The sequence below is a fragment of the Actinacidiphila yeochonensis CN732 genome (genome assembly GCF_000745345.1).
GTDB lineage: Bacteria > Actinomycetota > Actinomycetes > Streptomycetales > Streptomycetaceae > Actinacidiphila > Actinacidiphila yeochonensis.
This window is the reverse complement of record NZ_JQNR01000005.1, coordinates 2,967,321-2,991,532: the sequence shown is the minus strand read 5'-3', so window position 1 is coordinate 2,991,532 and position 24,212 is coordinate 2,967,321. Positions and strand designations below refer to the sequence as shown.

General features: G+C 74.4%; 16 protein-coding genes, 2 pseudogenes and 2 riboswitches. Of the genes and pseudogenes, 4 read left to right on the top strand and 14 right to left on the bottom strand.

What is annotated here, in order from left to right; all coding sequences use genetic code 11:
- Window positions 1-42: 42 nt before the first annotated feature.
- From gatC to mnmA, 7 genes and pseudogenes are all read right to left on the bottom strand, one after another.
- The gene (gene gatC, locus BS72_RS34665) at window positions 43-339 is read right to left on the bottom strand and encodes an Asp-tRNA(Asn)/Glu-tRNA(Gln) amidotransferase subunit GatC (protein ID WP_078901904.1); all 297 of its coding nucleotides are present in this window, start codon (window positions 337-339) and stop codon (window positions 43-45) included.
- A gap of 246 nt (window positions 340-585) precedes the next feature.
- A pseudogene (locus BS72_RS40010) lies at window positions 586-2,668 on the bottom strand (putative bifunctional diguanylate cyclase/phosphodiesterase); the annotation flags it as partial.
- Window positions 2,669-2,939: 271 nt separating this feature from the next.
- Complete coding sequence (gene ligA, locus BS72_RS24455; RefSeq protein ID WP_037913609.1) at window positions 2,940-5,168, bottom strand: NAD-dependent DNA ligase LigA; 2,229 nt, start codon at window positions 5,166-5,168, stop codon at window positions 2,940-2,942.
- 53 nt (window positions 5,169-5,221) lie between these two features.
- On the bottom strand, window positions 5,222-6,259 hold the full coding sequence (locus tag BS72_RS24450) for a methionine synthase (protein ID WP_078901603.1): 1,038 nt from the start codon (window positions 6,257-6,259) through the stop codon (window positions 5,222-5,224).
- Window positions 6,260-6,440: 181 nt separating this feature from the next.
- Window positions 6,441-7,160 carry an SDR family oxidoreductase gene (locus BS72_RS24445; protein ID WP_051951624.1) on the bottom strand — a complete coding sequence of 240 codons (720 nt, stop codon included), beginning with the start codon at window positions 7,158-7,160 and terminating at the stop codon, window positions 6,441-6,443.
- Window positions 7,157-7,687 (bottom strand): LOG family protein, encoded by a 531-nt coding sequence (locus BS72_RS24440; protein WP_037917476.1) that lies wholly within the window; start codon window positions 7,685-7,687, stop codon window positions 7,157-7,159. Before BS72_RS24440 ends, BS72_RS24445 begins: the two co-directional genes overlap by 4 nt.
- A gap of 95 nt (window positions 7,688-7,782) precedes the next feature.
- Window positions 7,783-8,934, bottom strand: coding sequence for a tRNA 2-thiouridine(34) synthase MnmA (mnmA, locus tag BS72_RS24435; protein WP_037913607.1), 1,152 nt, complete (start codon window positions 8,932-8,934; stop codon window positions 7,783-7,785).
- A gap of 214 nt (window positions 8,935-9,148) precedes the next feature.
- Here mnmA and BS72_RS24430 point away from each other — a divergent pair, with 214 nt between their 5' ends.
- Both BS72_RS24430 and BS72_RS24425 read left to right on the top strand, forming a co-directional pair.
- Complete coding sequence (locus tag BS72_RS24430) at window positions 9,149-10,096, top strand: thioesterase family protein (protein ID WP_078901602.1); 948 nt, start codon at window positions 9,149-9,151, stop codon at window positions 10,094-10,096.
- A 237-nt stretch (window positions 10,097-10,333) separates the two neighbouring features.
- Window positions 10,334-11,497: a cysteine desulfurase family protein gene (locus BS72_RS24425; RefSeq protein WP_037913604.1), complete on the top strand. Its 1,164-nt coding sequence runs from the start codon at window positions 10,334-10,336 to the stop codon at window positions 11,495-11,497.
- A 104-nt stretch (window positions 11,498-11,601) separates the two neighbouring features.
- On the opposite strand, the gene BS72_RS24420 is transcribed toward BS72_RS24425, so the two are convergent.
- From BS72_RS24420 to BS72_RS24400, 5 genes and pseudogenes are all read right to left on the bottom strand, one after another.
- Complete coding sequence (locus BS72_RS24420; RefSeq protein ID WP_051952018.1) at window positions 11,602-12,738, bottom strand: ABC transporter ATP-binding protein; 1,137 nt, start codon at window positions 12,736-12,738, stop codon at window positions 11,602-11,604.
- 191 nt (window positions 12,739-12,929) lie between these two features.
- A pseudogene (locus tag BS72_RS24415) lies at window positions 12,930-14,005 on the bottom strand (ABC transporter ATP-binding protein).
- Window positions 14,006-14,088: 83 nt separating this feature from the next.
- On the bottom strand, window positions 14,089-15,096 hold the full coding sequence (locus BS72_RS24410) for an ABC transporter permease (RefSeq protein WP_037913602.1): 1,008 nt from the start codon (window positions 15,094-15,096) through the stop codon (window positions 14,089-14,091).
- A 98-nt stretch (window positions 15,097-15,194) separates the two neighbouring features.
- Window positions 15,195-16,970, bottom strand: coding sequence for an ABC transporter substrate-binding protein (locus BS72_RS24405; protein WP_037913600.1), 1,776 nt, complete (start codon window positions 16,968-16,970; stop codon window positions 15,195-15,197).
- A gap of 114 nt (window positions 16,971-17,084) precedes the next feature.
- On the bottom strand, window positions 17,085-18,083 hold the full coding sequence (locus tag BS72_RS24400; RefSeq protein ID WP_037913598.1) for an ABC transporter permease: 999 nt from the start codon (window positions 18,081-18,083) through the stop codon (window positions 17,085-17,087).
- Window positions 18,084-18,918: 835 nt separating this feature from the next.
- On the opposite strand from BS72_RS24400, the gene BS72_RS24395 reads away from it, so the two are divergent.
- Window positions 18,919-20,433: a DUF885 family protein gene (locus BS72_RS24395; protein WP_037913596.1), complete on the top strand. Its 1,515-nt coding sequence runs from the start codon at window positions 18,919-18,921 to the stop codon at window positions 20,431-20,433.
- Window positions 20,434-20,727: 294 nt separating this feature from the next.
- Here the strand turns inward: BS72_RS24395 and BS72_RS24390 are convergent, their stop codons facing one another.
- A complete protein-coding gene (locus BS72_RS24390) occupies window positions 20,728-21,456 on the bottom strand; it encodes an enhanced serine sensitivity protein SseB C-terminal domain-containing protein (protein ID WP_037913594.1) in 729 nt (242 codons plus the stop codon).
- Between the two features lie 245 nt (window positions 21,457-21,701).
- Window positions 21,702-22,448, bottom strand: a complete 747-nt coding sequence (locus BS72_RS24385) for an enhanced serine sensitivity protein SseB (protein WP_037913592.1) — start codon at window positions 22,446-22,448, stop codon at window positions 21,702-21,704.
- Window positions 22,449-22,759: 311 nt separating this feature from the next.
- A riboswitch (glycine riboswitch) is annotated at window positions 22,760-22,871 on the top strand.
- Window positions 22,872-22,989: riboswitch (glycine riboswitch) on the top strand. It begins immediately after the preceding riboswitch.
- A gap of 71 nt (window positions 22,990-23,060) precedes the next feature.
- On the opposite strand from BS72_RS24385, the gene gcvT reads away from it, so the two are divergent.
- Window positions 23,061-24,176, top strand: a complete 1,116-nt coding sequence (gene gcvT, locus BS72_RS24380; RefSeq protein WP_037913590.1) for a glycine cleavage system aminomethyltransferase GcvT — start codon at window positions 23,061-23,063, stop codon at window positions 24,174-24,176.
- Window positions 24,177-24,212: the final 36 nt, after the last annotated feature.

The following is a 24,212-nucleotide window of genomic DNA, read 5'->3' as shown; positions in this document are numbered from 1 at the left end:
CGGTGTCGGCCGCGGTGAGCCGGATGATGTCCGTCATGGTGGTCAGTCCTCCCCCAGGATCTGCGGGACCTTGAAGCGCTGCTGCTCCTGCGCGGGGGCGCCGGACAGCGCCTGCTCCGCGGTCAGCGACGGCCGGACGGTGTCCGTGCGCATCACGTTGGTCAGGGGCAGCGGGTGGGAGGTCGGCGGGACGTCCTCGCCGGCCACCTCGGTAACACGGGCTACGGCACCGATGATGTCGTCGAGCTGTCCGGCGAAGTGGTCGAGCTCTTCGTCGGACAGCTCCAGACGTGCCAGCCGGCCGAGGTGGGCGACCTCCTCGCGCGTGATGCCAGGCATGCAGCGAACCTCTGGGGGTGAGTTGTCGGGTGTGGCCCCCAATCCTACGGCGGCCCGGCACCCGCCCCCCACCGGCTTCACCCGGCCGCGGACGACCGGCCGCCGGCAACCCCGCCGACGACCCCGCCGACGCCCCGCCGACGCCCCCGCCGACGACCAGCCGCAGAGCCCGCCGACGACGCGGCTGACGACCGGCCGGAGAGCCCCGCCGGCTACCGGGCGCCGGGGGCTGGGGCGGCGGGGGCGGGGCGGCGGCGATGGCGGGCCGGTCGGCGCCGTGGCCGCGGGCCCGCAGCCAGGCCGTGGCCTCCTCGGGCGGCATCGCTGCGGACACCAGCCAGCCCTGGACGGCGTCGCAGCGCATGTCCCGCAGCCGCTCCCAGGTCTCGTCGTCCTCGACGCCCTCGGCGACGACCGTGAGCCCCAGCGAGTGGGCGAGGTCGACGGTGCAGCGCACGATCTCGGCGTCCTCGGCGTCGGCGCAGAGCCGGGCCACGAAGGAGCGGTCGATCTTCAGCTCGCTGACCGGCAGCCGCCGCAGGTGCACCAGCGAGGAGTAGCCGGTGCCGAAGTCGTCCAGGGACATCCGCACCCCGTGGCCGGTGAGGCCGTTGAGGGTGTCGGCGGCCCGCTGCGGGTCCTCCAGCAGCACGTGCTCGGTGATCTCCAGCTGGAGCGCGCAGGGCGGCACCTGGTGGCGGGCCAGCCGCGCGGCGACCGCGCCGGCGAAGCCGGGGCTGCGCACGTCGCGCGGGGAGACGTTCACCGCGACCGGCACCTCCAGGCCCATCCGGCGCCAGCGCGCCACCTGGGCGAGGGCGGTGTCCAGGACGTACTCGGTCAGCCGGGGCATCAGCCCGGAGGTCTCCGCCATGGTGATGAACTCCTCCGGGCTGACCCGGCCCCGTTCGGGGTGCACCCAGCGCACCAGGGCCTCCAGGCCGGCCACCCGGCCGTCGAAGTACACCTTGGGCTGGTAGTGGAGTTCGACCTCGCCGGCGTCCAGGGCGCGGCGCAGGTCGCCGAGGAGGCCCAGCCGGTCGGGGGTGTTGGCGTCGCGGGCCGCTTCGTAGACCTCGGCGCCGCTGCGCTCCCGCTTGGCCTGGTACATCGCGACGTCGGCGCGGCGCAGCAGGCCCTCCGCGTCGGGCGCGTGGTCGGGGAAGACGCTGACGCCGGCGCTCGCCTCCAGCACCAGCGTCAGCCCGTCCAGGCTCAGCGGGGAGCCGAGCGCCGCGACCACGGCGCGGGCCACCCGCTGGGCGCGGGTGGCGGAGCCGCAGTCGGGCAGCAGCACCGCGAACTCGTCGCCGCCGAGCCGGGCCGCCTCCGCGCCGCGCGGCAGGGCCAGCCGCAGCCGGTCGGCGGTCTGCAGCAGCAGCCGGTCGCCGGCGAGGTGGCCGAGGGTGTCGTTGACCGAGCGGAACTTGTCGAGGTCGATGAGGATCAGCCCGACCTTCTCGTCGCCGCCGCGGGCGCAGTCGATCGCCGACCAGGCCCGCTCCAGCAGCCACTGCCGGTTGGGCAGGCCGGTGAGCGGGTCCCGCAGCTGCTCCTCGGCGCGGGCGTGGGCGATCCACAGGGTGGAGTCCAGGGCGATCAGCGGCACCGAGAAGAGCGGCAGCAGCAGCGGCGCGTGCGCGGCGACCACCAGGATCAGCGGGGAGATGCCCAGCAGGGCGGCGCCGACCATGCCCTGCCGCAGCAGCGCGGTGCGGGCCACGGTGGGCAGGCCGCCGCGGCGGGGGGCGAACGCCGCCCAGAGCAGCACGCGGGTGGCGGCGAGGTAGGCCAGGGCGGTGACGGTGACGGTCGGCAGCGCCGTCCAGCTCCAGCCGTCGGGCCGCCAGGGGTGCTCGACGGAGGGGTGCCGGCCGCACAGGTCAAGGACGAGGGCGGCGGCGCCGATACCGAGGACGTCGATGGCCCCGTGCAGGACGGCCTGCCGCCAGCGGTGCCGCCGGGCGGCCCCGACCAGCACCACCACGGCGAGGCTGACCAGGCCGGCGGGCGCCCAGCCGTAGAGCAGCAGGACCGCGAGGACCAGGGCGGCACCCGATCCGGTGCCGCCCCACCAGCGGTCGCGGCCCATCGCGACCAGGTGGCCGACGACGAGCCCGGTCAGCACCGCCAGCGACCAGCCGACGGCGCCGTGCGGGAACAGCGGGCGGCCCCGGACGAGCACGCCGCCCAGGGCGGTGGCGAGGGCGGCCGCGGCCAGCGCGGGCAGCGCCCGTCGCGCCAGGGCCGCGACCCGGGCGGGGAGCACGGCCGCGGGCGTGCCGGCGGCCGGCGGCGATGCCCCCGCGGCGCTTGCGTTGGCTTCCATGCCCGTTCCCTCTCACAGCCTGGTGGCACCTTTCGGGTGCCGGGCAGGCCGGGCGGTACCGCCTGGCCGCTGCGATGTCGGTGCTCCGACATGAGCACCCCTCAACAGTAGGGCGCGGCGGCACGGCGCGGACACCGATCGACTCCCATTGCCGGAATGCGTTCCCCTGGACGCGCCGGCGAACTCCCCTTTCTGATATGGGCCGATCGAGTGAATGTGGCGGTCTCTCAGCTGAACCGGGCGCGGCTGGCGGGCCGCGCACGGGACCGGCTCACTCCTGTTCGCCCTCGCTTTCCGCGGGGTTCACCGCGGCGTCCCGGGCGGCCTCGGGGCCCTCGTCCAGGAGGACGGCGAAACCCGCCTCGTCCAGCACCGGCACCTTCAGCTGGACGGCCTTGTCGTACTTCGAGCCGGGGTTGTCGCCGACGACCACGAAGCCCGTCTTCTTCGAGACGGCGCTGGTGACCTTGGCGCCGCGGGAGGCCAGCGCCTCCTTCGCGCCGTCCCGGGTGTGGCCGGCGAGGGTACCGGTGACGACGACGGTGAGCCCCTCCAGCGGCCTCGGTCCCTCGTCCGAGCCCTCCTCGGTGAACCGGACGCCGGCGGCGCGCCACTTGTCGATGATCTCCCGGTGCCATTCCTCGGCGAACCACTGCTTCACGGACGCGGCGATGGTGGGCCCGACCCCGTCGACGGCGGCCAGCTCGGCCTCCTCGGCCTGCATGATGCGGTCCAGGTCGCGGAACTCGCGGGCCAGCGCCTCGGCGGCGACCGGGCCGACGTGGCGGATCGACAGGCCGGTGATGATCCGGGCCAGCGGGCGGTCCTTGGCGGCGGCGATGTTCTCCAGCATGGCCAGCGCGTTCTTCTTCGGCTCGCCCTTCTGGTTGGCGAAGAAGGTGACGACCTTCGGCTCGCCGGTCTCCGGATCGCGCTTGGGCAGGCCGGTGTCCTGGTCCAGCACGTGGGAGCGGATCGGCAGCAGCTGCTCGATGTCGAGCGAGAAGAGGTCGCTCTCGTCCCGCAGCGGCGGCTCGGCCGGCTCCAGCGGCTGGGTGAGGGCGGTGGCCGCGACGTACCCGAACGCCTCGATGTCCAGGCAGCGGCGGCCGGCCAGGTAGTAGATCCGCTCGCGCAGCTGAGCCGGGCAGTAGCGGGCGTTGGGGCAGCGCAGGTCGATGTCCCCCTCCTTCATCGGCTGGAGGGGGGTGTCGCAGTCGGGGCAGCGCTCGGGCATCACGAACGCGCGCTCGGTGCCGTCCCGCAGGTCGGCGACCGGGCCGAGGATCTCCGGGATGACGTCGCCGGCCTTGCGCAGCACCACCGTGTCGCCGATCAGGACGCCCTTCTTCTTCACCACCTCCTGGTTGTGGAGGGTGGCGAACTCGACCTCCGAGCCGGCCACGGTCACCGGCTCCACCACGGCGTAGGGGGTGACCCGGCCGGTGCGGCCGACGCCCACCCGGATGTCGACCAGCCGGGTGTTGACCTCCTCCGGCGGGTACTTCCAGGCGATCGCCCAGCGCGGGGCGCGGGAGGTGGAGCCGAGCCGGCCCTGGAGCGGGATCTCGTCCACCTTGACGACGACGCCGTCGATCTCGTGCTCGACGGCGTGCCGGTGCTCGCCGTAGTAGGCGATGAACTCGCGGACGGCGGCCAGCGTCCCGACCGTCCTGGCCTGCGCGGAGGTCGGCAGGCCCCACTCGCGCAGCAGCTCGTAGGCGTGCGACTGGCTCTCGACGGCGAAGCCCTCGCGGGCGCCGATGCCGTGGACGACCATGCGCAGCGGCCGGCTCGCGGTGACCCGCGGGTCCTTCTGGCGCAGCGAGCCGGCGGCGGCGTTGCGCGGGTTGGCGAAGGGCTTCTCGCCGGCCTCGACGAGACGGGCGTTGAGCTCCTCGAAGCGGTCGCCCGGGAAGTAGACCTCGCCGCGGACCTCCACCAGCGCGGGCACCCGCTCGCCGGCCAGCCGGTCGGGGATGTCGGCGATGGTGCGCACGTTCGGCGTGATGTCCTCGCCGGTGCGGCCGTCGCCCCGGGTGGCGGCGCGGGTGAGCCGGCCCTCCTCGTAGGTGAGGTTGACGGCCAGGCCGTCGACCTTCAGCTCGCACAGGAAGTGGTAGGGGCTGTGCGCGTTGTCCGGCGGGCCGAGTTCGGCGCCGACGCGCTCGGCCCAGGTGCCCAGCTCCTCGGGGGTGAAGGCGTTGTCCAGCGAGAGCATCCGCTCGCGGTGCTGGACGGAGGTGAACTCCGTCTCGTAGGCACCGGCCACCTTCTGGGTGGGCGAGTCGGGGGTGCGCAGGCCGGGGTGCTCCTCCTCGACCGCCTCCAGGCGGCGCAGCAGCCGGTCGAACTCGGCGTCGCTGACGACCGGGGCGTCGTTGACGTAGTAACGGAAGCGGTGCTCCTCGACCTGCTCGGCCAGGCGTGCGTGCTCCTCACGGGCCTCGGCGGGGATCTCCGCGCCGACGGTGCCGTCGGCCTCCTGCTCGGCTGCCACGTCTGTCGTCCCTCCTCGGGCCGCGGGCGGGACGGCCGCGGCGTCGGCTTCGATCACTCCGGGTTGTCGGCGAGCGAGCGTGCGGCCCTCGCGCAGTGCGTGAGCGCGGCACGGGCGTAGGCCGGTGTGGCCCCCGCCAGACCGCAGGACGGGGTGACGGCCACGGAGCGCGCCAACGCCCCCGGATCCAGCCCCAGCCTGCGCCACAGCGCCCGGACACCACTGACGCTACCGGCTGGGTCCGACAACGCGGCGTCGGTGCCGGGCACGACACCGGCGAGCAGCGCGGTGCCGCCCTCCGCGGCCTCGCCGATGGCGTCGTCGTCACGTTCGGTGAGCAGGGAGAAGTCGAAGGAGACGCCGGCCACGCCGGCCCGGCGGAGCAGCCCGAACGGGACGCCGGGGGCGCAGGAGTGGACGACGACGTCGGCCCCGGCGGCGCCCGCCGCGGCCACCAGGTCGCGCAGCGAGCCCTCGACGACGGCCCGGTCCACCGCCCGGTGGGTGCGGTAGCCGCTGGCGGTGGCCACCTGGCCGAGCAGCACCGAGGTGAGGGAGGGCTCGTCGAGCTGGAGCAGCGGGCGGGCGCCCGGCACCCGGCGGCGCACCTCGCGCAGGTGCGCGGTGAGGCCCTCGGCGAGCGAGGCGGCCAGGTCCCGGCAGGCGCCCGGGTCGCGCAGGGCGGCCTCGCCGTTGTGCGTCTCCACGGCGGCGGCGAGCGTCCAGGGGCCGACCGCCTGGACCTTCAACGGGCCCTCGTAGCCCTGGGTGTACTCCTCCAGCGCGTCGAGGTCCTCGCCGAGCCAGGAGCGGGCCCGGCGGGTGTCGCGGCCGGGCCGGTCGCCGAACCGCCAGCCGCTGGGCTCGACCCGGGCGTACAGCTCGACGAGCATGCCGAGGGTGCGGCCGATCATGTCGGCGCCGGGGCCGCGGGCGGGCAGCTCGGGCAGGAACGGCAGCGTCCCGACGGCCTCCACGGCCACTTTCGCGGCTTCGCGGGTGTCGGTGCCGGGCATCGAGCCGACGCCTGTGGCGGCGGCTTCCGGCAGCGTGAACGGGCTGGGGGTCTCGGGGGTCGCTGTGGTGCTCACGCCCGCACCTTATGCGGTCGGGCGGGCGGCGCGGCCCGGCGCGGGCGCCGAACCCGGCCCGGGACGAGGTCGGGACGCGACGCCGCGGGGGCGGTACGGGTGCGTGACGCCGCCGGGGCGGGGCCGTTCCCGGCCGGAACGGCCCCGGGCGGGGCGGTACGGGCCGGGAACGGGGCCGCTGTCAGAGTCCGGGGCGGACGGAGACGTCGGTGAGCGCGGCGTCGCGCGGCAGGTCGACGGCGGTCAGCAGGGCGGTGGCCACCGACTCGGGGTCGATCAGCCGGCTCGCGTCGTACGCGCGGCCCTCCTGGCGGTGGATCTTCTCCTGCATGGGGGTGGCGGTGCGCCCGGGGTAGACGGAGGTGACCCGAACCCCGTTGTCGCGCTCCTCGGCCCGCAGCGCGTCGGCCAGTGCCTTCAGGCCGTGCTTGCTGGCAGCGTAGGCGCTCCACTCCGGGGAGGCGCTGAGCCCGGCGCCGGAGTTGACGAAGACCACGCTGCCGCGGCTGAGCCTGAGCTGCGGGAGCAGCAGCCGGGTGAGCTCGGCCGGGCCGACCAGGTTGACGGCCAGGATCTCGTTCCAGATCTTCGGGGTGAGGTCCCCGACCGGCCCCAGCTCGGCCACCCCCGCCACGTGCAGCAGCGAGTCGAGCCGGTCCGGGGGCGCCTGGTGGCCGAGCGCCCAGGACAGCCGGGCCGGCTCGGCGAGATCGCCGACGAGGGTGTGCGCGCCGGGCAGGGCCTCGGCGAGCTGGCGGGCCCGGCCGGCGTCGCGGGCCAGCAGCCAGACCTCGTCGCCCCGGGCCAGCAGCCGCCGGGCGACCGCGGTGCCGATGCCGGACCCGCCGCCGGTGACCAGGTGGACGCGGGGGCTGTCGGTGCGGTCGGGGGCGGCGCTCACACGTGCTCCTGGAGGTAGGCGAGGGCGGCGGCGCCGTCCGTGGCGAAGTGGACCAGCTCGGACAGCGGCAGCGGCAGGAAGCCGTCGGCCTCCATGCGGCGCAGCTGCTGCTCCAGGCCGTCGTAGAAGCCGGCGCTGTTGAGCAGCACCACGGGCTTGGCGTGCAGGCCGTGCTTCTTCAGCTCGATGATCTCGGTGGCCTCGTCGAGGGTGCCGGCGCCGCCGACCATCACGACCACCGCGTCGGAGCGGCGCAGCAGTTCGGCCTTGCGCTCGGCGAGGTCGGCGGCGACGACCATCTCGTCGGCGTCGGCACGGGCCTTGGCCCGCAGGAACTCCACGGACACCCCGACCAGTCGGCCACCGGTCTCCTGGACGCCGTCGGCGACCACCTTCATCAGGCCGGTCTCCGACCCGCCCCACACCAGGGTGTGGCCGCCGGCGCCGAGCAGGCGGGCGAACTCGCGCGCGGGCTCGGTGTAGCGGGGCTCCAGGTCGGCGGCGGAGAGGAAGACGCAGACGTTCATCGGCCGCACCGCCCGCTCCCCCGGCGTCGACGCGGCGGCCGCCTCGGGCGCCGCCGTCGCGGGGGTCGGGGTGGTGCGGGTGGCGGCGCTGTCGGTCATGCGGTCCTTCCGGTGGGAGCGGGCGTGCGGGCGGTCCGGTCGGTGGCGGCGATGGTGGCCGAGCCGATCACCCGGGTGCCGTCGTAGAGGACGACGGCCTGGCCGGGGGCGACCCCGCGCACCGGCTCGTCGAAGGCCACCGCGAGGGTGTCGCCGTCCGCTTCGGCGGTGACGGCCACGTCCTCGCCGTGCGCGCGCAGCTGGGCGGTGCAGCGGACCGGCCCCTCGGGCGGCGCGCCGCACCAGCGCGGCCGGACCGCGGTGAGCGCGGTGACCTCCAGTGCCTCGGCCGGGCCCACCGTGACGGTGTTGTTCACCGGTGAGATGTCCAGCACGTAGCGGGGCTTGCCGTCGGCCGCGGGCACGCCCAGGCGCAGGCCCTTGCGCTGGCCGACGGTGAAGGCGTAGGCGCCCTCGTGGGTGCCGACGACCGCGCCCTCCTCGTCGAGGATCGGGCCCTCCTGCGAGCCGAGGCGGCGGGCCAGGAAGCCCTGCGTGTCGCCGTCGGCGATGAAGCAGATGTCGTGGCTGTCGGGCTTGCGGGCGACCGCGAGGCCCCGCCGCTCCGCCTCGGCCCGGATCTCGTCCTTGGTGGCGCGGGTGTCGCCGAGCGGGAACATGGCGTGCGCGAGCTGCCGCTGGTCCAGCACGCCGAGCACGTAGCTCTGGTCCTTGCCGGCGTCGGCGGAGCGGTGCAGCTCGCGGGTGCCGTCGGGGGCGGTGGCGACGTTGGCGTAGTGGCCGGTGCAGACCGCGTCGAAGCCCAGCGCGAGGGCGCGGTCGAGCAGGGCGGCGAACTTGATCTTCTCGTTGCAGCGCAGGCAGGGGTTGGGGGTGCGGCCGGCGGCGTACTCGGCGACGAAGTCCTCGACCACGTCCTCGCGGAACCGTTCGGCGAGGTCCCAGACGTAGAAGGGGATGCCGATCACGTCGGCGGCGCGGCGGGCGTCGCGGGAGTCCTCGACGGTGCAGCAGCCGCGGGCGCCGGTGCGGAAGCTCTGGGGGTTGGCGGACAGGGCGAGGTGCACCCCGGTCACGTCGTGCCCCGCCTCGGCGGCGCGGGCGGCGGCGACGGCGGAGTCCACGCCACCGCTCATGGCGGCGAGCACGCGCAGCCGGCGCGGGGGCTGGTTGGGGAAGTCGCTCACCGCTCCAGGGTAACGGCCGCCCCGCCGGGCCCCGCCCGGGCTTTTCCGTACCGCCCCGTACCGGCCCGTACCGCCCCGTACCGCCGGCCGGGGAAGGGGAGCGCCGGGGCAGCGCTGGGGAGCACGGGGAGGCATCCGGGAAGAACAAGCGCTTGCTCAGCGTTGCCGCGAGGGATCTGGACAGTCCCTCTCTACCGATGGGTAACATCACCGCATGGCATCCGCACCGGCCACTGATCCGGCCCTCGGCGACAGCCCGTCCGACCACGACGTCGACCACGGCTCCGACGGCGCCTCCGGCAACACGTCCGCCAGCGCGCCCGCCAGCACGTCCGCCAGCGAGTTCGACCGGGACACCGCGGTACGGCCGCGTCCCGGCGAGCCCGGCGTGTACGACGCCTCCCTCTCCGCGGGCTGGACGATCATCGCGGCCGTGAACGGCGGCTACCTGCTGGCCGTGGCCGCGCGGGCGCTGGCCGCCGCCCTGCCGCACCCGGACCCGCTGACGGTGACGGCGCACTACCTCACCCCGTCCCAGCCCGGTCCGGCGTGGGTGCGGACCGAGGTGGTGCGGACCGGCCGGAGCATGTCCACCGGCCAGGCGTCGCTGCTCCAGTACGACGAGGACGGCCGGGAGGTCGAGCGGCTGCGGGTCATCGGCGCGTTCGGGGACCTCGACGGCCTGCCCGACGACGTGCGCACCTCGGCCGCCCCGCCGGACATGCCCGGCTACGACGGCTGCGTGTCGGCCGACGACGCCCCCGAGGGCAACCCGGTGCCGGGCTCCACCGCGATCCTGGACCGGCTCGACCTCCGCCTGGACCCGGCGACGGCCGGATGGGCGCTCGGCGCGCCCTCGGGTGACGGCCGGATACGCGGCTTCCTGGGCCTGGCCGACGGCCGCGACCACGACCCGCTCTCCCTGCTGCTGGCGGTGGACGCCCTGCCGCCGACCGCCTTCGACCTGGGCCTCAGCGGCTGGACGCCGACCCTGGAGCTGACCGTCCACCTGCGCTGCCGCCCGGCCCCCGGCCCGGTGCGGGTCGCGCTCGCCACCCGGAACCTGGCGGGCGGACTGCTGGAGGAGGACGGCGAGGTCTGGGACAGCGCGGGGCGCCTCGTGGCGCAGTCCCGCCAGCTGGCCCGCGCCCCCCGCGGCTGACCGCCGGCCCTTTGCCGGGGCGGGCCCCGAAGGTGCCGGCGACCGGCCCCCGGCCGAAGGGCAGAGCCGACGGTCGTACCGAAGGGGCCGCGCCGAAGGGCCGCTGACCGCCCCGCCCGGCAGGCCCCCGAACGGTCGCGGGCACGGCGGTCGGCACGGCAGTCGACACACCGCTGGAACACGTGGCCGGGTACAGCGTGTCCGGGCGACCCGGCCCGACCGTAGAATCGACCCACCATGGCCTACCTCGACCACGCCGCCACCACGCCCATGCTCCCGGAGGCGGTCCAGGCGATGACCGCGCACCTCACGGTGACCGGGAACGCCTCCGCACTGCACGCCGCCGGGCGGCGGGCGCGGCGCACCGTCGAGGAGTCCCGCGAGACGCTGGCCGCCGCGCTGGGCGCCCGGCCCAGCGAGGTCGTCTTCACCAGCGGCGGCACCGAGGCCGACAACCTCGCCGTGAAGGGCCTGTTCTGGGCCCGCCGCGCCGCCGACCCGCGCAAGGTGCGGGTGCTGGCCAGCCCGGTGGAGCACCACGCCGTGCTCGACGCGGTGCACTGGCTGGCCGACCACGAGGGCGCGGTCGTGGAGTGGCTGCCCGTCGACGGGTACGGGCGGGTGCTGCCCGAGGTGCTGCGGGCCGCCCTGGAGCGCTCCGACGACGTGGCCCTGGTGACGGCGATGTGGGCCAACAACGAGGTCGGCACGGTCCTGCCGGTGCGGGAACTGGCCGAGGTGGCGCAGGAGTTCGGCGTGCCCATGCACGCGGACGCGGTGCAGGCCTTCGGCCAGCTGCCGGTCGGCTTCGCGGCCAGCGGGCTGGACGCGATGGCGGTCACCGGCCACAAGGTGGGCGGCCCCTACGGGGTGGGCGCCCTGCTGCTGCGCCGCGAGGACACCCCCGTGCCGCTGCTGCACGGCGGCGACCAGGAGCGCAGCCGCTCCGGCACGCTGGACGTGCCGGCCGTCGCCGCGTTCGCCACGGCCGCCGCGCTGGCGGCCGAGCGGCGCGAGGACTTCGTCCGCGAGGTGGGCGCGCTCCGCGACGACCTCGTCGCGGGCGTGCGGGCGGCGGTCCCGGACGCCGTACTCAACGGCGACCCGTCACCGGAGGGCCGGCTGGCCGCGAACGCCCACTTCACCTTCCCCGGCTGCGAGGGCGACGCGCTGCTGCTGCTGCTGGACGCCCAGGGCATCGCCTGCTCCACGGGGTCGGCGTGCACCGCGGGGGTGGCGCAGCCCAGCCACGTCCTGCTGGCCATGGGGCGCAGCCCGCACGAGGCCCGCGGCACCCTGCGGTTCTCGCTCGGCCACACCTCCACCGCGCAGGACGTGGCCGCGCTCGTCGAGGCGATCGGCCCCGCCGTGGATCGCGCCCGCGCCGCCGGCCTGTCCTGAGACCGGCGGCGCCCGCCCCCGCCCGTACGGCGGCAGGGCGAGGCCCCGCGACCGGGGCGGACCGGCGCGACCGGGGCGACGCGGGGCGACCGGGGGCGGGAACCTCAGACCGGTGCCTTCTCCGGGGTGTTCCCCCCGGTCCGCTCCGGGGCGTTCTCCGGGAAGTGGCAGGCGACCTGGTGGCCGGTGGCCAGGGCGGCCAGCGGCGGCTCCTGCTCCGCGCACAGGTCGGTGGCCTTCCAGCAGCGGGTGCGGAAGCGGCAGCCGGAGGGCGGGGCGATCGGCGAGGGGACGTCGCCGGTGAGCAGGATGCGTCCGCCCGCCGCCGCGGGCTCCCCGCCCGATCCGGGCGCCGGGGCCGAGGCGCGCTGGCGCCGCTTCGGGTCCGGCACCGGCACGGCCGACAGCAGGGCGCGGGTGTAGGGGTGGAAGGGCGTGGTGTACAGGGCCTCGCGGTCGGCGAGTTCGACCACCTTGCCGAGGTACATCACCGCGATCCGGTCCGAGACGTGCCGGATCACCGAGAGGTCGTGCGCGATGATCACGTAGGTCAGGCCGAGTTCGGACTGGAGGTCGTCGAGGAGGTTCACCACCTGCGCCTGGATGGAGACGTCGAGCGCGGAGACCGGCTCGTCGGCCACCACCAGCTTCGGCCGCAGCGCCAGGGCGCGGGCGATGCCGATGCGCTGCCGCTGGCCGCCGGAGAACTCGTGCGGATAGCGGTTGTAGTGCTCGGGGTTGAGGCCGACCAGCTCCAGCAGCCCCTGCACCTCCTTCTTCACCCCGTGCTCGGTGGCGACCTTCTGCAACCGGAACGGTGTGCCCACGATGGTGCCGATGGTGTGGCGCGGGTTCAGCGAGGAGTAGGGGTCCTGGAAGATCGTCTGCACGTCGCGGCGGAGCGGCCGCATCGCCCCGGCGCTCAGGTGGGTGATGTCGCGGCCGTCGAACTCCACCCGGCCGCTGGTCGGTTCGAGCAGGCGGGTGATCAGCCGGCCCATGGTGGACTTGCCGCAGCCGGACTCGCCGACCACGCCCAGCGTCTCGCCGGCCGCGACCTCGAAGTCGACGCCGTCCACCGCCCGTACGGCGCCGACCTGGCGGCGCAGCAGGCCCTGGAGGATCGGGAAGTGCTTGGTCAACCCGCTGACCCGCAGCAGGGGTTCACCGGTCGGCCGGGCCGGCCCGGAACCGGCCCCGGCCGGCCCGGCCTTGGCCGGTGCCGTCCGCGCGGCGGGCACCTGCGCGGCGGGCGCTTCCGCGTCCGATCCTTCCGCGTCCGATCCTTCCGGGGCGGGGTCGTTGGCCGCGAGGTCATTGGCCGCGGGGTCGTCGGCCGCGGGGGCCGCAGCGGGGTCGTTGGCCGCAGGGTCCGCCGCGGGGTCGTTCGCTGCCGGGAGGCTGTTCTCCGCCACTGCTTCGTCCTGGCCCTTCACAGCTTCGGTTCGATCTCTTCGGTCCAGATCCGGGACCGCTCGCCGTCGGCCAGGTGGCAGGCGGCGAGGTGTCCCGGGCCGCCTCGCGCAGTCGGGGTACGGCGTTCTGCGACAGCCCGCCGGTCAGTTCGGCGTAGGGGCAGCGCGGGTGGAAGGCGCAGCCGCCGGGCACGTTGATCAGGCTCGGCGGGGCGCCCCTGACCGGGGTCAGCCGCTCGGCGCGGTCCCGGTCCAGCCTCGGCATGGAGCCCAGCAGGCCCCAGGTGTAGGGGTGTTGGGGCCGGGTGAAGAGCTGCTCGGCGGTGCCGCGTTCGATGGCCCGGCCGGCGTACATCACCAGCAGGTCGTCGGCGACCTCCGCGACCACCCCGAGGTCGTGGGTGATCATGATGACGGCGGAGCCGAACTCCTGCTGGAGGTCGCGGATCAGGTCCAGGATCTGGGCCTGCACGGTCACGTCGAGGGCGGTGGTGGGCTCGTCGGCGATCAGCAGCTCGGGGTTGTTCACCAGCGCCATGGCGATCATGGCGCGCTGCCGCATACCGCCGGAGAACTGGTGCGGGTAGTCCCGGAGGCGCTTCCTCGGTTCGGGGATGCCGACCCGGTCCAGCATCTCCAGCGCCCGTTCGGTGGCCGCCTTCTTCGGCACCTTGTGGTGCACCCGGTAGGCCTCCACGATCTGCGCGCCCACGGTGTAGTAGGGGTGCATCGACGACAGCGGGTCCTGGAAGATCATCGCCATCTTCCGCCCGCGCAGCCGCCGTACGGCCTCGGGCCGGGCTCCCACCAGCTCCTCGCCGTCGAGCCAGACCTCGCCCGAGACGTGGGCCCGCGCGCCGCGGTGCAGGCCCATGACGCCGAGCGAGGTGACGGACTTGCCGGAGCCGGACTCGCCGACGATGCCGAGCGTACGGCCGCGCCGCAGGTCGAAGCTGAGCCCGTCGACGGACCTGACCAGGCCGTCGTCGGTGTCGAAGTGGACCCGCAGGTCGCGCACCGACAGGTACGCGTCCGGGTCGGGCGCGGACCGCTCGGCGTCGGCGTCCCCGGCGGCCGGCCGCGGTGCGGGCACCGCGCCCTCGGGCCGGTCCGCCGGACCGGCCGGGTCGGCCGGCAGGTCCTTCCGCAGCGCCTCGCTGCTGTTGCCGTCGGTGCTCACGAGTACCTCACGCGGGGGTCGAGGAAGGCGTACACGACGTCGACCAGGAGGTTGCAGACCACGATGAAGAACGCGGCCACCATGGTGACGCCGAGGATCTTGGGCAGGTCGTTGTCGGTGACGGCGCCCACCGCGTAGTTGCCGATGCCCTGCAGGGAGAAGACCTGCTCGGTGAGGAGCGCGCCGCCGATCAGCAGTCCGAAGTCCATGCCGAAGATCGTCACGATGGGGGTGAGGGCGGAGCGCAGGCCGTGCTTGACGACCACGGTCCGCTCCGGCAGCCCCTTGGCGCGGGCGGTGCGGATGTAGTCCTCGTTCATCGTCTCCAGCATGCCCGCCCGGGTGAGCCGGGCGTACAGCGCGGAGTAGAGGAAGGCCAGGCTGACCCACGGCAGGATCAGGTTCCACGCCCACTGCGCCGGGTCCTGGGTGAGGGGCACGTAGTGGACGTTCCACACACCCCACTGGAAGTCGAAGAGGGCCAGGGCGAGTTGGCCGGTGAAGAAGATCGGCAGCGAGACCCCGGCCAGTGCCGTGCCCATGGAGAGCCGGTCGAAGACCGAGCCGCGCCGCAGCGCCGAGACCACGCCCACGGCCACGCCGGAGAGCACCCACAGCACGGCGGCGCCGACGGCCAGCGAGAGCGTCACCGGGATACGGGACTTGAGGTTGGGCCACACCTCGACGTGGCTCTTGAAGGAGTAGCCGAAGCACGGCACGTGGCACTTGGCGGCGTCCGGCCCGAACTTGTAGTCCGCGCCCACCACGATGCCCTTGATGAAGTGCCAGTACTGGTCGTACAGCGGCAGGTCGAAGCCGAGGTTCTTCTTGACCGCGGCGATCGAGGCGGGGTTGGCGTCCTTGCCGACGTACTGCGTGGCGAGCTGGGTGGTGGTCTGCCCGGCGAGACGCGGCACGAGGAAGAAGATCGCAAAGGTGACTGCGCTGACCACCAGCAGCAGCACGATCGCCGCGATCACGCGTCGGATGATGTACGCAGCCACAGTTGTCCGGCGTCGGGGCCGCCGCGCGGGGGGTGCCCGGCGGCCCCGACGCCTTCACCTGCCTTTCGGAGTCGACTCGTGTCCGTCGTTCGCCACGGCTACTTGGAGGAGCCGAGCAGGGTGTAGTCGTAGATGCCGAGGTACGCCTGGGTGACGGTCACGTTCGTGGCGGACGGCGGCCGGTACAGCAGGTTCTTGCGGTAGATCAGCGGCACGACGGTGGCGGTCTGGTTGACCATCTTGTCGATGTCGCCCCACGCCTTGGTGCGGGCCGCCGCGTCGGTGTTGGCGATCGCCGCCGACAGCGCCTCGTTGATCTTCGGGTCGTTCAGCTCCATCAGGTTGTTGCCGCCCGAGGGCTTGATGGCGCTGCCGTCCACGATCTGGTCCAGGAAGCCGTAGCCGGTGGGCCAGTCGGAGCCCCACGCCATCAGCATCAGGCCCAGCTGGTGCGAGTGCACGTAGTCGGGCACTCCGACGAAGTTCGAGAAGTACTTGCCGGCCGGGTACTGCTTGATGGTGAGGTTGATGCCGACGGCCTTCAGCGACTGCTGGATCGCGGTGGCCATGGCGACCTCGGTGGGCCGGTCCGAGCGGGCGGTGATGTTCATCGAGAACCCGCCGGGCTTGCCGCACGCGGCCAGCTCGGACTTCGCCTTCGCCACGTCGCCCTTGTCGCCGGCGGACGGGTAGAGGTCGAACTTGCTGTAGCCGTTGACGGTCGGCGGCAGCAGCGTGCTGGCGACGTCGCCGTGCGAGGGACCGCCGAACGCCTGCTGCACGGACGCCTTGTCGATGCCGTACTCCACCGCGTTGCGGCAGTGGATGTTGTCGAACGGCGCGACCTTCGAGTCGATCGCCAGGTACTGCGTGGCGCCCGCGTACGGGTCGTCGCTGTTGGCCTTGTACTGCGGCTGCGTGAGCAGCTTGGGCTGCGTCTGCGGCTGCACGCCGGTGCCGGCCGCGTCCACGGTGCTGTCGTCGGCGAGCAGGTCGTCGTCGACGGTGGTCGGGTTCACCTTGAACTTCAGGGTGATCTTGTCCGGCAGCGCCTTGCGGATCGGGTCGTTGGCCGCCGACCACTGCGGGTTGCGCACCAGCGTCGCGCCCTGGCCGTCCTGGTAGGACTGGAACATGTACGGGCCGGTGGACTGGATGTGGTTGACGTACGAGGCGCCGGTGTCCTTGGACTGCTGCACCGGGGCGGTCTGCGCGAACGTCGCCAGGTAGTCGAAGTCCGCGAACGGCTTGCTGAGGTGGAAGACGATCGTGCTGTCGTTCGGCGTCTCGATCGACGCCAGCCCGTTCGGGTCCTTGTCCTTGTACGGGCCGGGGTACTTGGCGTCGTCGGCCAGGTACGCCTTGAAGTACGTGGGGCCGTTGGAGAGCGCCTCGGGCGCGAAGTTGCTGCGCTCGACGGCGTACTTGACGTCCTTGGAGGTCACCGGGGTGCCGTCCTGGAACTTCACGCCGCTGCGCAGGGTGTAGGTCCAGGTCTTGGCGTCGGCGCTGGGCTTGCCGAGGCCCGTCGCCAGGTCGGGGACGACGGTCAGGCCGTCGCTGCCCGCGGCCGGCTTGAAGGTCAGCAGCGGGCGGGAGTACAGCCGGGAGAAGTCCTGCACCCAGCCGTAGTAGGTGTTGCCGGGGTCGAGGGAGTCCGGCGTGTCGGAGTCCTCCATCGTGACCGTGCCGCCCTTTTTGGAGGACTGGTTCACGATGCTGGTCAGTGCGGCGTTCTGCCCGGCGGTGGCTCCGGTGCCGCCCTTGCCGTTGGACGTGGCGTGGCTGCCGCCGCCCTTGCCGCCGCAGGCCGACACCCCCAGGGCGAAGGCGGTGACCAGCGCCAGCGCCGCTGTCGCTTTGCTCGTTTTCATGCCGAGGACGACCTCCTGATCGGTGGGTGGTGCAGAGCCAGGCCGGCCGCGGGGATGGGCGGCGGCGCCGGCGGTTCGGCGGTGCGGATGCGGGTGGGGAGCAGGGGTGCGGGCCTACTTGCCGCGCGGGTCGAGCGCGTCGCGCAGCCCGTCGCCGAGCAGGTTGAAGGCGAGGACGGTGATGAAGATGGCCGCACCGGGCACGACCATGAACATCGGGTCGATCTCGAAGTACGTCACGGCGTCGGTGAGCATGTTGCCCCACGACGCCTGGGGCGGGGCGATGCCGACGCCGAGGTAGCTCAGGCCGGCCTCGAAGAGGATGTTCGTGGGGATCAGCAGCGTGGAGTACACGAGGATCGGCGCCACGAGGTTCGGCAGCAGCTCCCGGAAGAGGATGTACGGCCCGCGGGCGCCCAGGCTGCGTGCCGCCTCGACGAACTCCCGCTCGCGCAGGCTGAGCGTCTGGCCGCGCACGATCCGGCCCATGTAGGGCCAGTTGAAGAAGCCGATCACGAAGATCAGCACCCACACGTGCAGCCACAGCCCGCTCAGCCCGAAGGCGCCGTCCTGGAGGGCCGCGGAGATCGAGATGGCGAACAGCAGCAGCGGGAAGGCGAGGAAGATGTCCATCAGCCGGCTGATCAGGCTGTCCACCCAGCCGCCGTAGTAGCCGGCGACGACGCCGAGGACGGTGCCGATCACGTTGGACAGCACGGTCGCGCCGGTGGCCACCAGCAGCGACAGCCACGAACCCTCGATGATGCGGGAGAGCATGTCCCGCCCGTACAACGGGTCCACGCCCAGCGGGTGCGCCCAACTGACGCCGCCCCAGCCGCCCTTGGGGGCGAGCAGGTTCGGGTCGACCAGGTTCTGGTGGAACTTGTCCGGGTCGAGGTCGAAGATCGACTCGATCGGCCGGGCCAGCACGGCCAGCAGCACCAGCAGGATGACGACGATGCCGCCCGCCACGGCCACCTTGTCCCGCCGGAAGCGCCGCCAGGCGATCTGGCCGAGGGAGCGCCCCTCGATCAGGCTCGGCCCGGCCCCGCTCAGGACAGCCTCGGGCTGGGCCTCGGCCTGTCCCGGGGTGGTCTCGATCGGTGCGGTCATGGTGGTGACGACCCCTCTCGCCGGCGGGCTGCCAGCGCGCGCCCGGCCGCGGTGGCGGCTCGGACCCCGCTGTTGCCAGTTGCTGCTCGGTGCCCTGCTCAGTGCTCTGCTCGGTGCCCTGTTCAGTGCTCTGCTGGTGCTGTCCTGCGGCTGTTCTCGGTGCTGTCCCGCGCCTGCTCGACGGCCCTTGGGGCCTCTTCGGCGCCGGCTCCGCGCCCGTTCGGAATGTGCCTGGTACTGCCCGGTGCTACCCACTGCTGGCTGGTGCTACTCGGCGCCGTCAGGTGCGATACCGCTCGGCGCCGCCCGGTACTGCCGGGTGCGGTGCCGCTCGGTGCTGATCCGTGCCGATCCGTGCTCTGCTCGGTGCTGATCCGTGCTCTGCTCGGTGCTCTGATCCGTGCTGCTCGGTGCCTGTTTCGACGTGCGTGCCGCGCTGTGCCGCCCGCCCGCCGTACCGCCGCGGGCCGCCGTTCGTACCGCTCGCCGCCGCGCGACCGCCCGCCGACAACGGCGCGGACGTCACTCCGTGTCGCACTCTTCGCGGCTCCCCGCGACCGGTCTGGTCGCGCAACAGCCGTTCTTTCAAGCCGACTTCACTCGTACCGCTGTTCGCCGCCCGGCAGGCCGCGCGGCCGGTCGCACAGTGGTCGGCCGGCCCGTCCAGCGTCGGACCCGGAAATCCTTTTGACATGCACTTTCCAGGACCTCCTGCCGCTGGATTCTTCTGCCCGCTCGCGATCACCCGCCAGCCCCCGCCGGGAAGGGATGCGCAACTGTGATCTTCTGACGGACCGTTTGTTACCCGTTCGTCCGGCCGGGGTACGGTCATGCCGTGAACGAGCGGCTGCGTGCGGTGTGTGACCTGATGGTGCCCCAGGCCAGGGAGATGTCCGGCCTGCATGAGTACGACGGGCGGGTGCAGGACCTCTCACCGGACGGCGTGCGGGCCGCGCTCGCCGCGCTGGAGCGGGCGCGCGGCACCGGGCCGCTGCGCGACGCCCACGACGAGGCCCACCTCGCCGTCTTCGAACGGGCCCTGCGCGTCCAGTACGGCGACCTCGAACTGCACCGCCGCAGCCCCTACCCGCACCTGTCCAACCTCGAACTGGCCACCTACGACCGCGAGTACGCCCCGGCGAAGGAGCGCGAGCGGGCCCGGCGCCGCCACCTGGCGCGGTGGCCGGACGCCGTGGACGCCGCCCTGGCCTCGCTGGACCTGGTGCCGGCTCCGGTCGCGGGGGCGCTGCTCGGCGCGGTCCGCGGCCTGACGGAGGGGGTCGACCCGGAGAGCGGCGCCGAGGCCGCCGCCGCGCTGCGGGCGCACGCCCGGCTCACCACCCACCTGGAACGGACCGCCGCGCACGGCGACCCCGATCCGCGGCTGGGCGGACCGGCGCTGGCCGCGCTGATGGGCTCGCAGGAGGGCCTGGAGGTCGACCTCGCCCGGCTGGCGTCGGAGGCCGCGCGGGAGCGCGCCCGGCTGGAGGAGATGCTGGCGCGCGCCTGCGCCGAGTTGGACGCGCGCCGGAGTGTGGCGTCGCTGATCCCGGAGCTGCTGGCCGACCACCCGGCCGCCGACGAGGTCGTCCCGGAGGCGGCCCGGCTCACCGAGGAGGTGATCGCCTTCACCCGGGACCTTGGGCTCGCCCCGCACACCGACGGCGAGTGCGCGGTCGGCCCGGCCCCGGCGTCGCGGAGCTGGGCGATGGCGATGATGACGTGGGCCGCGCCGGGCGAGCGGGACGCCCCGTCCTGGTACCACGTGACGCCGCCGGACCCGTCGTGGCCGGAGGAGGAGCAGGAGGAGTGGCTGACCGTCTTCAGCCGCACCAGCCTGCCGGCGATCACCGTCCACGAGGTGGCGCCCGGGCACTTCGCGCACGGCCGGGCGCTGCGCCGGGCCGCGGGGCCGGTGCGGCGGCTGCTGCACGGCCTGTCCTTCACCGAGGGGTGGGCGCACTACGCGGAGGAGGTCTGCCTGGAGGAGGGGTTCCGGGCCGACGACCCGCGGTTCGCGGTGGGCGTGGCGTTGGAGGCGCTGGTCCGGGTCACCCGGCTCAGCTGCGCGATCGGGCTGCACACCGGGGCGCTGACCCTGGACGACGCCACGGAGCTCTTCGTCCGCGACGCCCACCTGTCGCCGGCCGCGGCGGCCTCGGAGGCCCGGCGCGGCACGTTCGACGCCGCGTACGGCCGCTACACCTGGGGGAAGCTGGAGATCCTGCGGCTGCGCGAACGCGCCCGGGCGCAGTGGGGTTCGGGCTTCACGCTCAAGCGCTTCCACGCGGCGCTGCTGGAGCTGGGCAGCCCGCCGCTGGGGCTGCTGGACGCGGCGCTCGCGGGCTGAGCGCGCGGCGGGACGGTTCGGGGATCGGCCGGGGCCGCTGGGGGCGTCGGGGCAGGGTGCCGACTGGGCCCGGCTGGGCGTCGGACAGCGTCCCGGCCTGGCCCGGCAGCGCGCGGGGCCGGGCCCAGCGGTTCGCCCGCCGTAGTGCATGGCCCGGCCCAACCGGGTACGGCCCAACCAGGTACGGCGCGGAACCCACCGGGCCGTGCCGGACGGCTCGCCCCTCCGGCCCTCCCCGGCTCCGGCCCCGCCCTCCGGTCCTGCGGCCCTCCCGCGGCGACGGCCGTACCGGCCTCAGCGGTCGAAGATGGGCCGGCCGAAGGTACGCATCCACAGGGCCACGGGGTCGTACGGGTCGGCCAGCGACACCGTGGAGACGGCGACGCCGTCGGGCACCCCGGCCACCGCCTGCTGCATCATCATCCGCACCGACTCCGCCGCCTGCGGGGCGCCGTCGTGCACCTCCACGCCGACGGCCAGGTACGGCTCGCCCAGGACCGGCTGCACCCACGCCTGGCGCAGGCCGCGCACGACGGGTGTGCGGTGGGCGGCCTGGGCGAGCAGGGCGTGGAACTCGGGCAGCGGCAGGGAGGGCTCGCCGATCTGGAGCGGCCCGGCCGGCAGCACGTCGAGGCCGACCGCCACCCGGCGCAGGTCGGCCCAGGGCACGCCGATCCCGCCGCCGGCCGCGTGCGGGTTGATCCACAGGCCGAGCCGGTCGGGGTAGAGGCACTGGGCGATCTCGCGGCCGGAGACCACCTCGTGGTCGCGGTTCCACCCGCTGGCGGCCAGCTCGCGCGGCGAGCTGAAGCAGGGCGTGTAGCCGTACCCGTCCAGTTGCATGGAGCCGTACCGCGCGTCCGGTGAGCCCGGCGAGCCGTGCCAGAGCAGCATCCACACCTGGCCCTCGGCCAGCGACGCGAGCAGGTTCTCGTATGCGTCGAACCGGCCGGGTGCCACCTGGAGCAGCGACTGCTCCACCTGGCCGGCCGGCGCCGCACCGCCTTGCGCGCCCGCGATCACGTGGGACCGCCCCTTTCCCCTCGTCCTTGCGTTCACCTCACGTCGCCCGCCATCAAATCAGGTGGGGGTTCGCGGTGGAACGTCGACCGACTCAACCGCTTCCGGATATACGGCGCGTACAGGTCCGCTGAACGTGCCCGGCCCACCGGGTGTGCGCCGGTCCCCGTCCGCGGGTTCCGCGCGCCGCCCGGCCCGGGACCGGGTCCGTCGGGGACCCGGCCCCGGGCCCGGGCTCAGTCGCGGGCTCAGTCGCGGGTGAAGAACGGCTGCACCCTGTCGAGCATCCAGTCGCCGACCGGGTCCTGGGCCAGGTCCAGGAGGATCAGGTGGACCGGCCAGGGCGGCAGCGCGGTGCCCGCGGCCCGGCCCAGCGCGTCCAGGGCGGCGGCCCGGTCGCCCTCCTGCCAGCCGTCCAGCTCGACCCCGACGAAGAGCGCCGGCGGGTCGTCCTCGACCACCGCCATGGCCCGCCGGGCGCTGAGCACCACCGGGGTCACCGCGAACTCGCCGGCCGCCGCGGCCAGGAAGTCCACCGGTTCGCTCTCGTGGTCCGGCTCCCACAGCCGCACCCGCGCGCCGGAAGCGGTCTCCGCGCCGCGCTCCCCCGCCGCGGGCCGGCACAGCCGGGCCACGGCCGCGGGCGGCAGCGGCACCCCGACCGCGCCGCCGGGGTTGACCGCGATGCCCAGCTGCGGCGGCAGGCCGCGGGCGAACTCCTGGACCGGCGCCACCGTGCACGACATGCCTTCGGCGGCCAGCCGGAACTGCTGCTCGGAGCTGAACACCGGCACGAACAGCGCGCCGCCCAGCTCCATCGTGGGCAGGTCGAGTTCGACCGAGTCCGGGCTGCCGCCGTTCGGCAGCGGCACCCACACGTGCGAGCGGCCGAGCACCTCCAGCAGCCTGGGCGTGGCCGCGGGGTTGCCCAGGCTGGCGCTCAGCACCTCTTCCAGCTCGTTGGCCGGCCATATGTACGGCGCCGGATTCTCCATACCCACCCTTGTCCGCGCTTGTCCGTCACGTGCGCGGGAAACCCTATCCGGCCCGGGGCCCGCGGGGGATGCCGCCGACCGGGTGCTTCCGGACGGGCGCGGAGGAGCATGAAGGGACACGGAGGGGTGCGGACCGGTCGGGGTGGAGCCGGCTCGGCCCTCGCCGCGCCGCTGCCCGGCGGAGGCCGGAGCGCTGCCGGACCGCTGCCGGACGACGGGCCGCTGTCCGGCGGGCCGGCCGGGCGGGCCGGGCGGGCGGGGCCCCGGGGCGACGTGCAATGATGAGGCCAGACATCTGCATAACGGCCGTTCGAGGCCGCGCGGGAGAGTTCCGGGACCAGCCGGCCGGTACGGCGGCGGGCCCGGCGCCGAAGGAGCAAGCCCTCCCTTGAATCTCTCAGGCACAGATACCGCGCGGGCGAGGCAGATCTGAAAAGCGGAGCGGTGCGCCCCCGGGCCCCGCTCCCACCCAAGGTGCAAACCGTGGCCCCTCGCCGGGTTCACGGTGAACCTCTCAGGTTCCGATGACAGATGGGGAGGCCGGACCGAGGGCCCCTCGTCCGGCCCGTACCGGCCGCCATCCGACCGTCACACCTGGGAGTCCACAACCCCATGAGCGAGCCCCGCAGGACCGCGCTCGACGCGCTGCACCGCGCCCTGGGCGCCACCATGACCGACTTCGCCGGCTGGGACATGCCGCTGCGCTACGCCAGCGAGCGCGAGGAGCACCAGGCCGTGCGCACCCGGGCCGGCCTCTTCGACCTCTCGCACATGGGCGAGATCGCCGTCACCGGGCCGCAGGCCGGACAGGCGCTGGACCACGCGCTGGTCGGCCACCTGTCGGCGCTGGCGGTGGGCCGGGCCCGCTACACGATGGTGTGCGCGCCCGACGGCGGCATCCTCGACGACCTGATCGTGTACCGGACCGGCGACCAGGAGTACCTGGTCGTGGCCAACGCCTCCAACGCCCAGACGGTGCTGGACACGCTGGCGCTGCGCGCGGCCGGGTTCGACGCCGAGGTGCGCGACGACCGCGACGCGTACGCGCTGCTCGCCGTCCAGGGCCCGCAGGCGCCGGCCATCCTGGCCTCCCTCACCGACGCCGACCTGGACTCCCTGCGCTACTACGCCGGGCTGCCGGGCGTGGTCGCGGGCGTGCCGGCGATGATCGCCCGCACGGGCTACACCGGCGAGGACGGCTTCGAGCTGTTCGTGGCGCCGGGCGACGCCGAGAAGCTGTGGCAGGCGCTGACCGAGGCGGGCGCGCCGCACGGCCTGGTCCCCTGCGGGCTGTCCTGCCGCGACACCCTCCGGCTGGAGGCCGGCATGCCGCTGTACGGCCACGAGCTGACCGCCTCGGTGACGCCCTTCGACGCGGGCCTGGGCCGGGTCGTGAAGTTCGACAAGCCGGGCGACTTCGTCGGGCGTGAGGCGCTGCTGGCCGCGGCCGCCCGGGCCGCGGAGGTCCCGCCGCGCACCCTGGTCGGCCTGGTCGCCGAGGGCCGGCGGGTGCCGCGGGCCGGCTTCCCGGTGGTGGACGCGGCCGGCGCGGTGATCGGCGAGGTCACCTCCGGCGCGCCCTCCCCGACCCTCGGGGTGCCGATCGCGATGGCGTACGTCGACGCCGCCCACACCGAGCAGGGCACGTCCGGGGTGGCCGTGGACATCCGCGGCTCCCACGAGCCGCACTCCGTGGTGGCGCTGCCGTTCTACAAGCGCGCCCGCTGACCGGTGGCTGGTCCGGTCACCGACCGGTCACCGGAC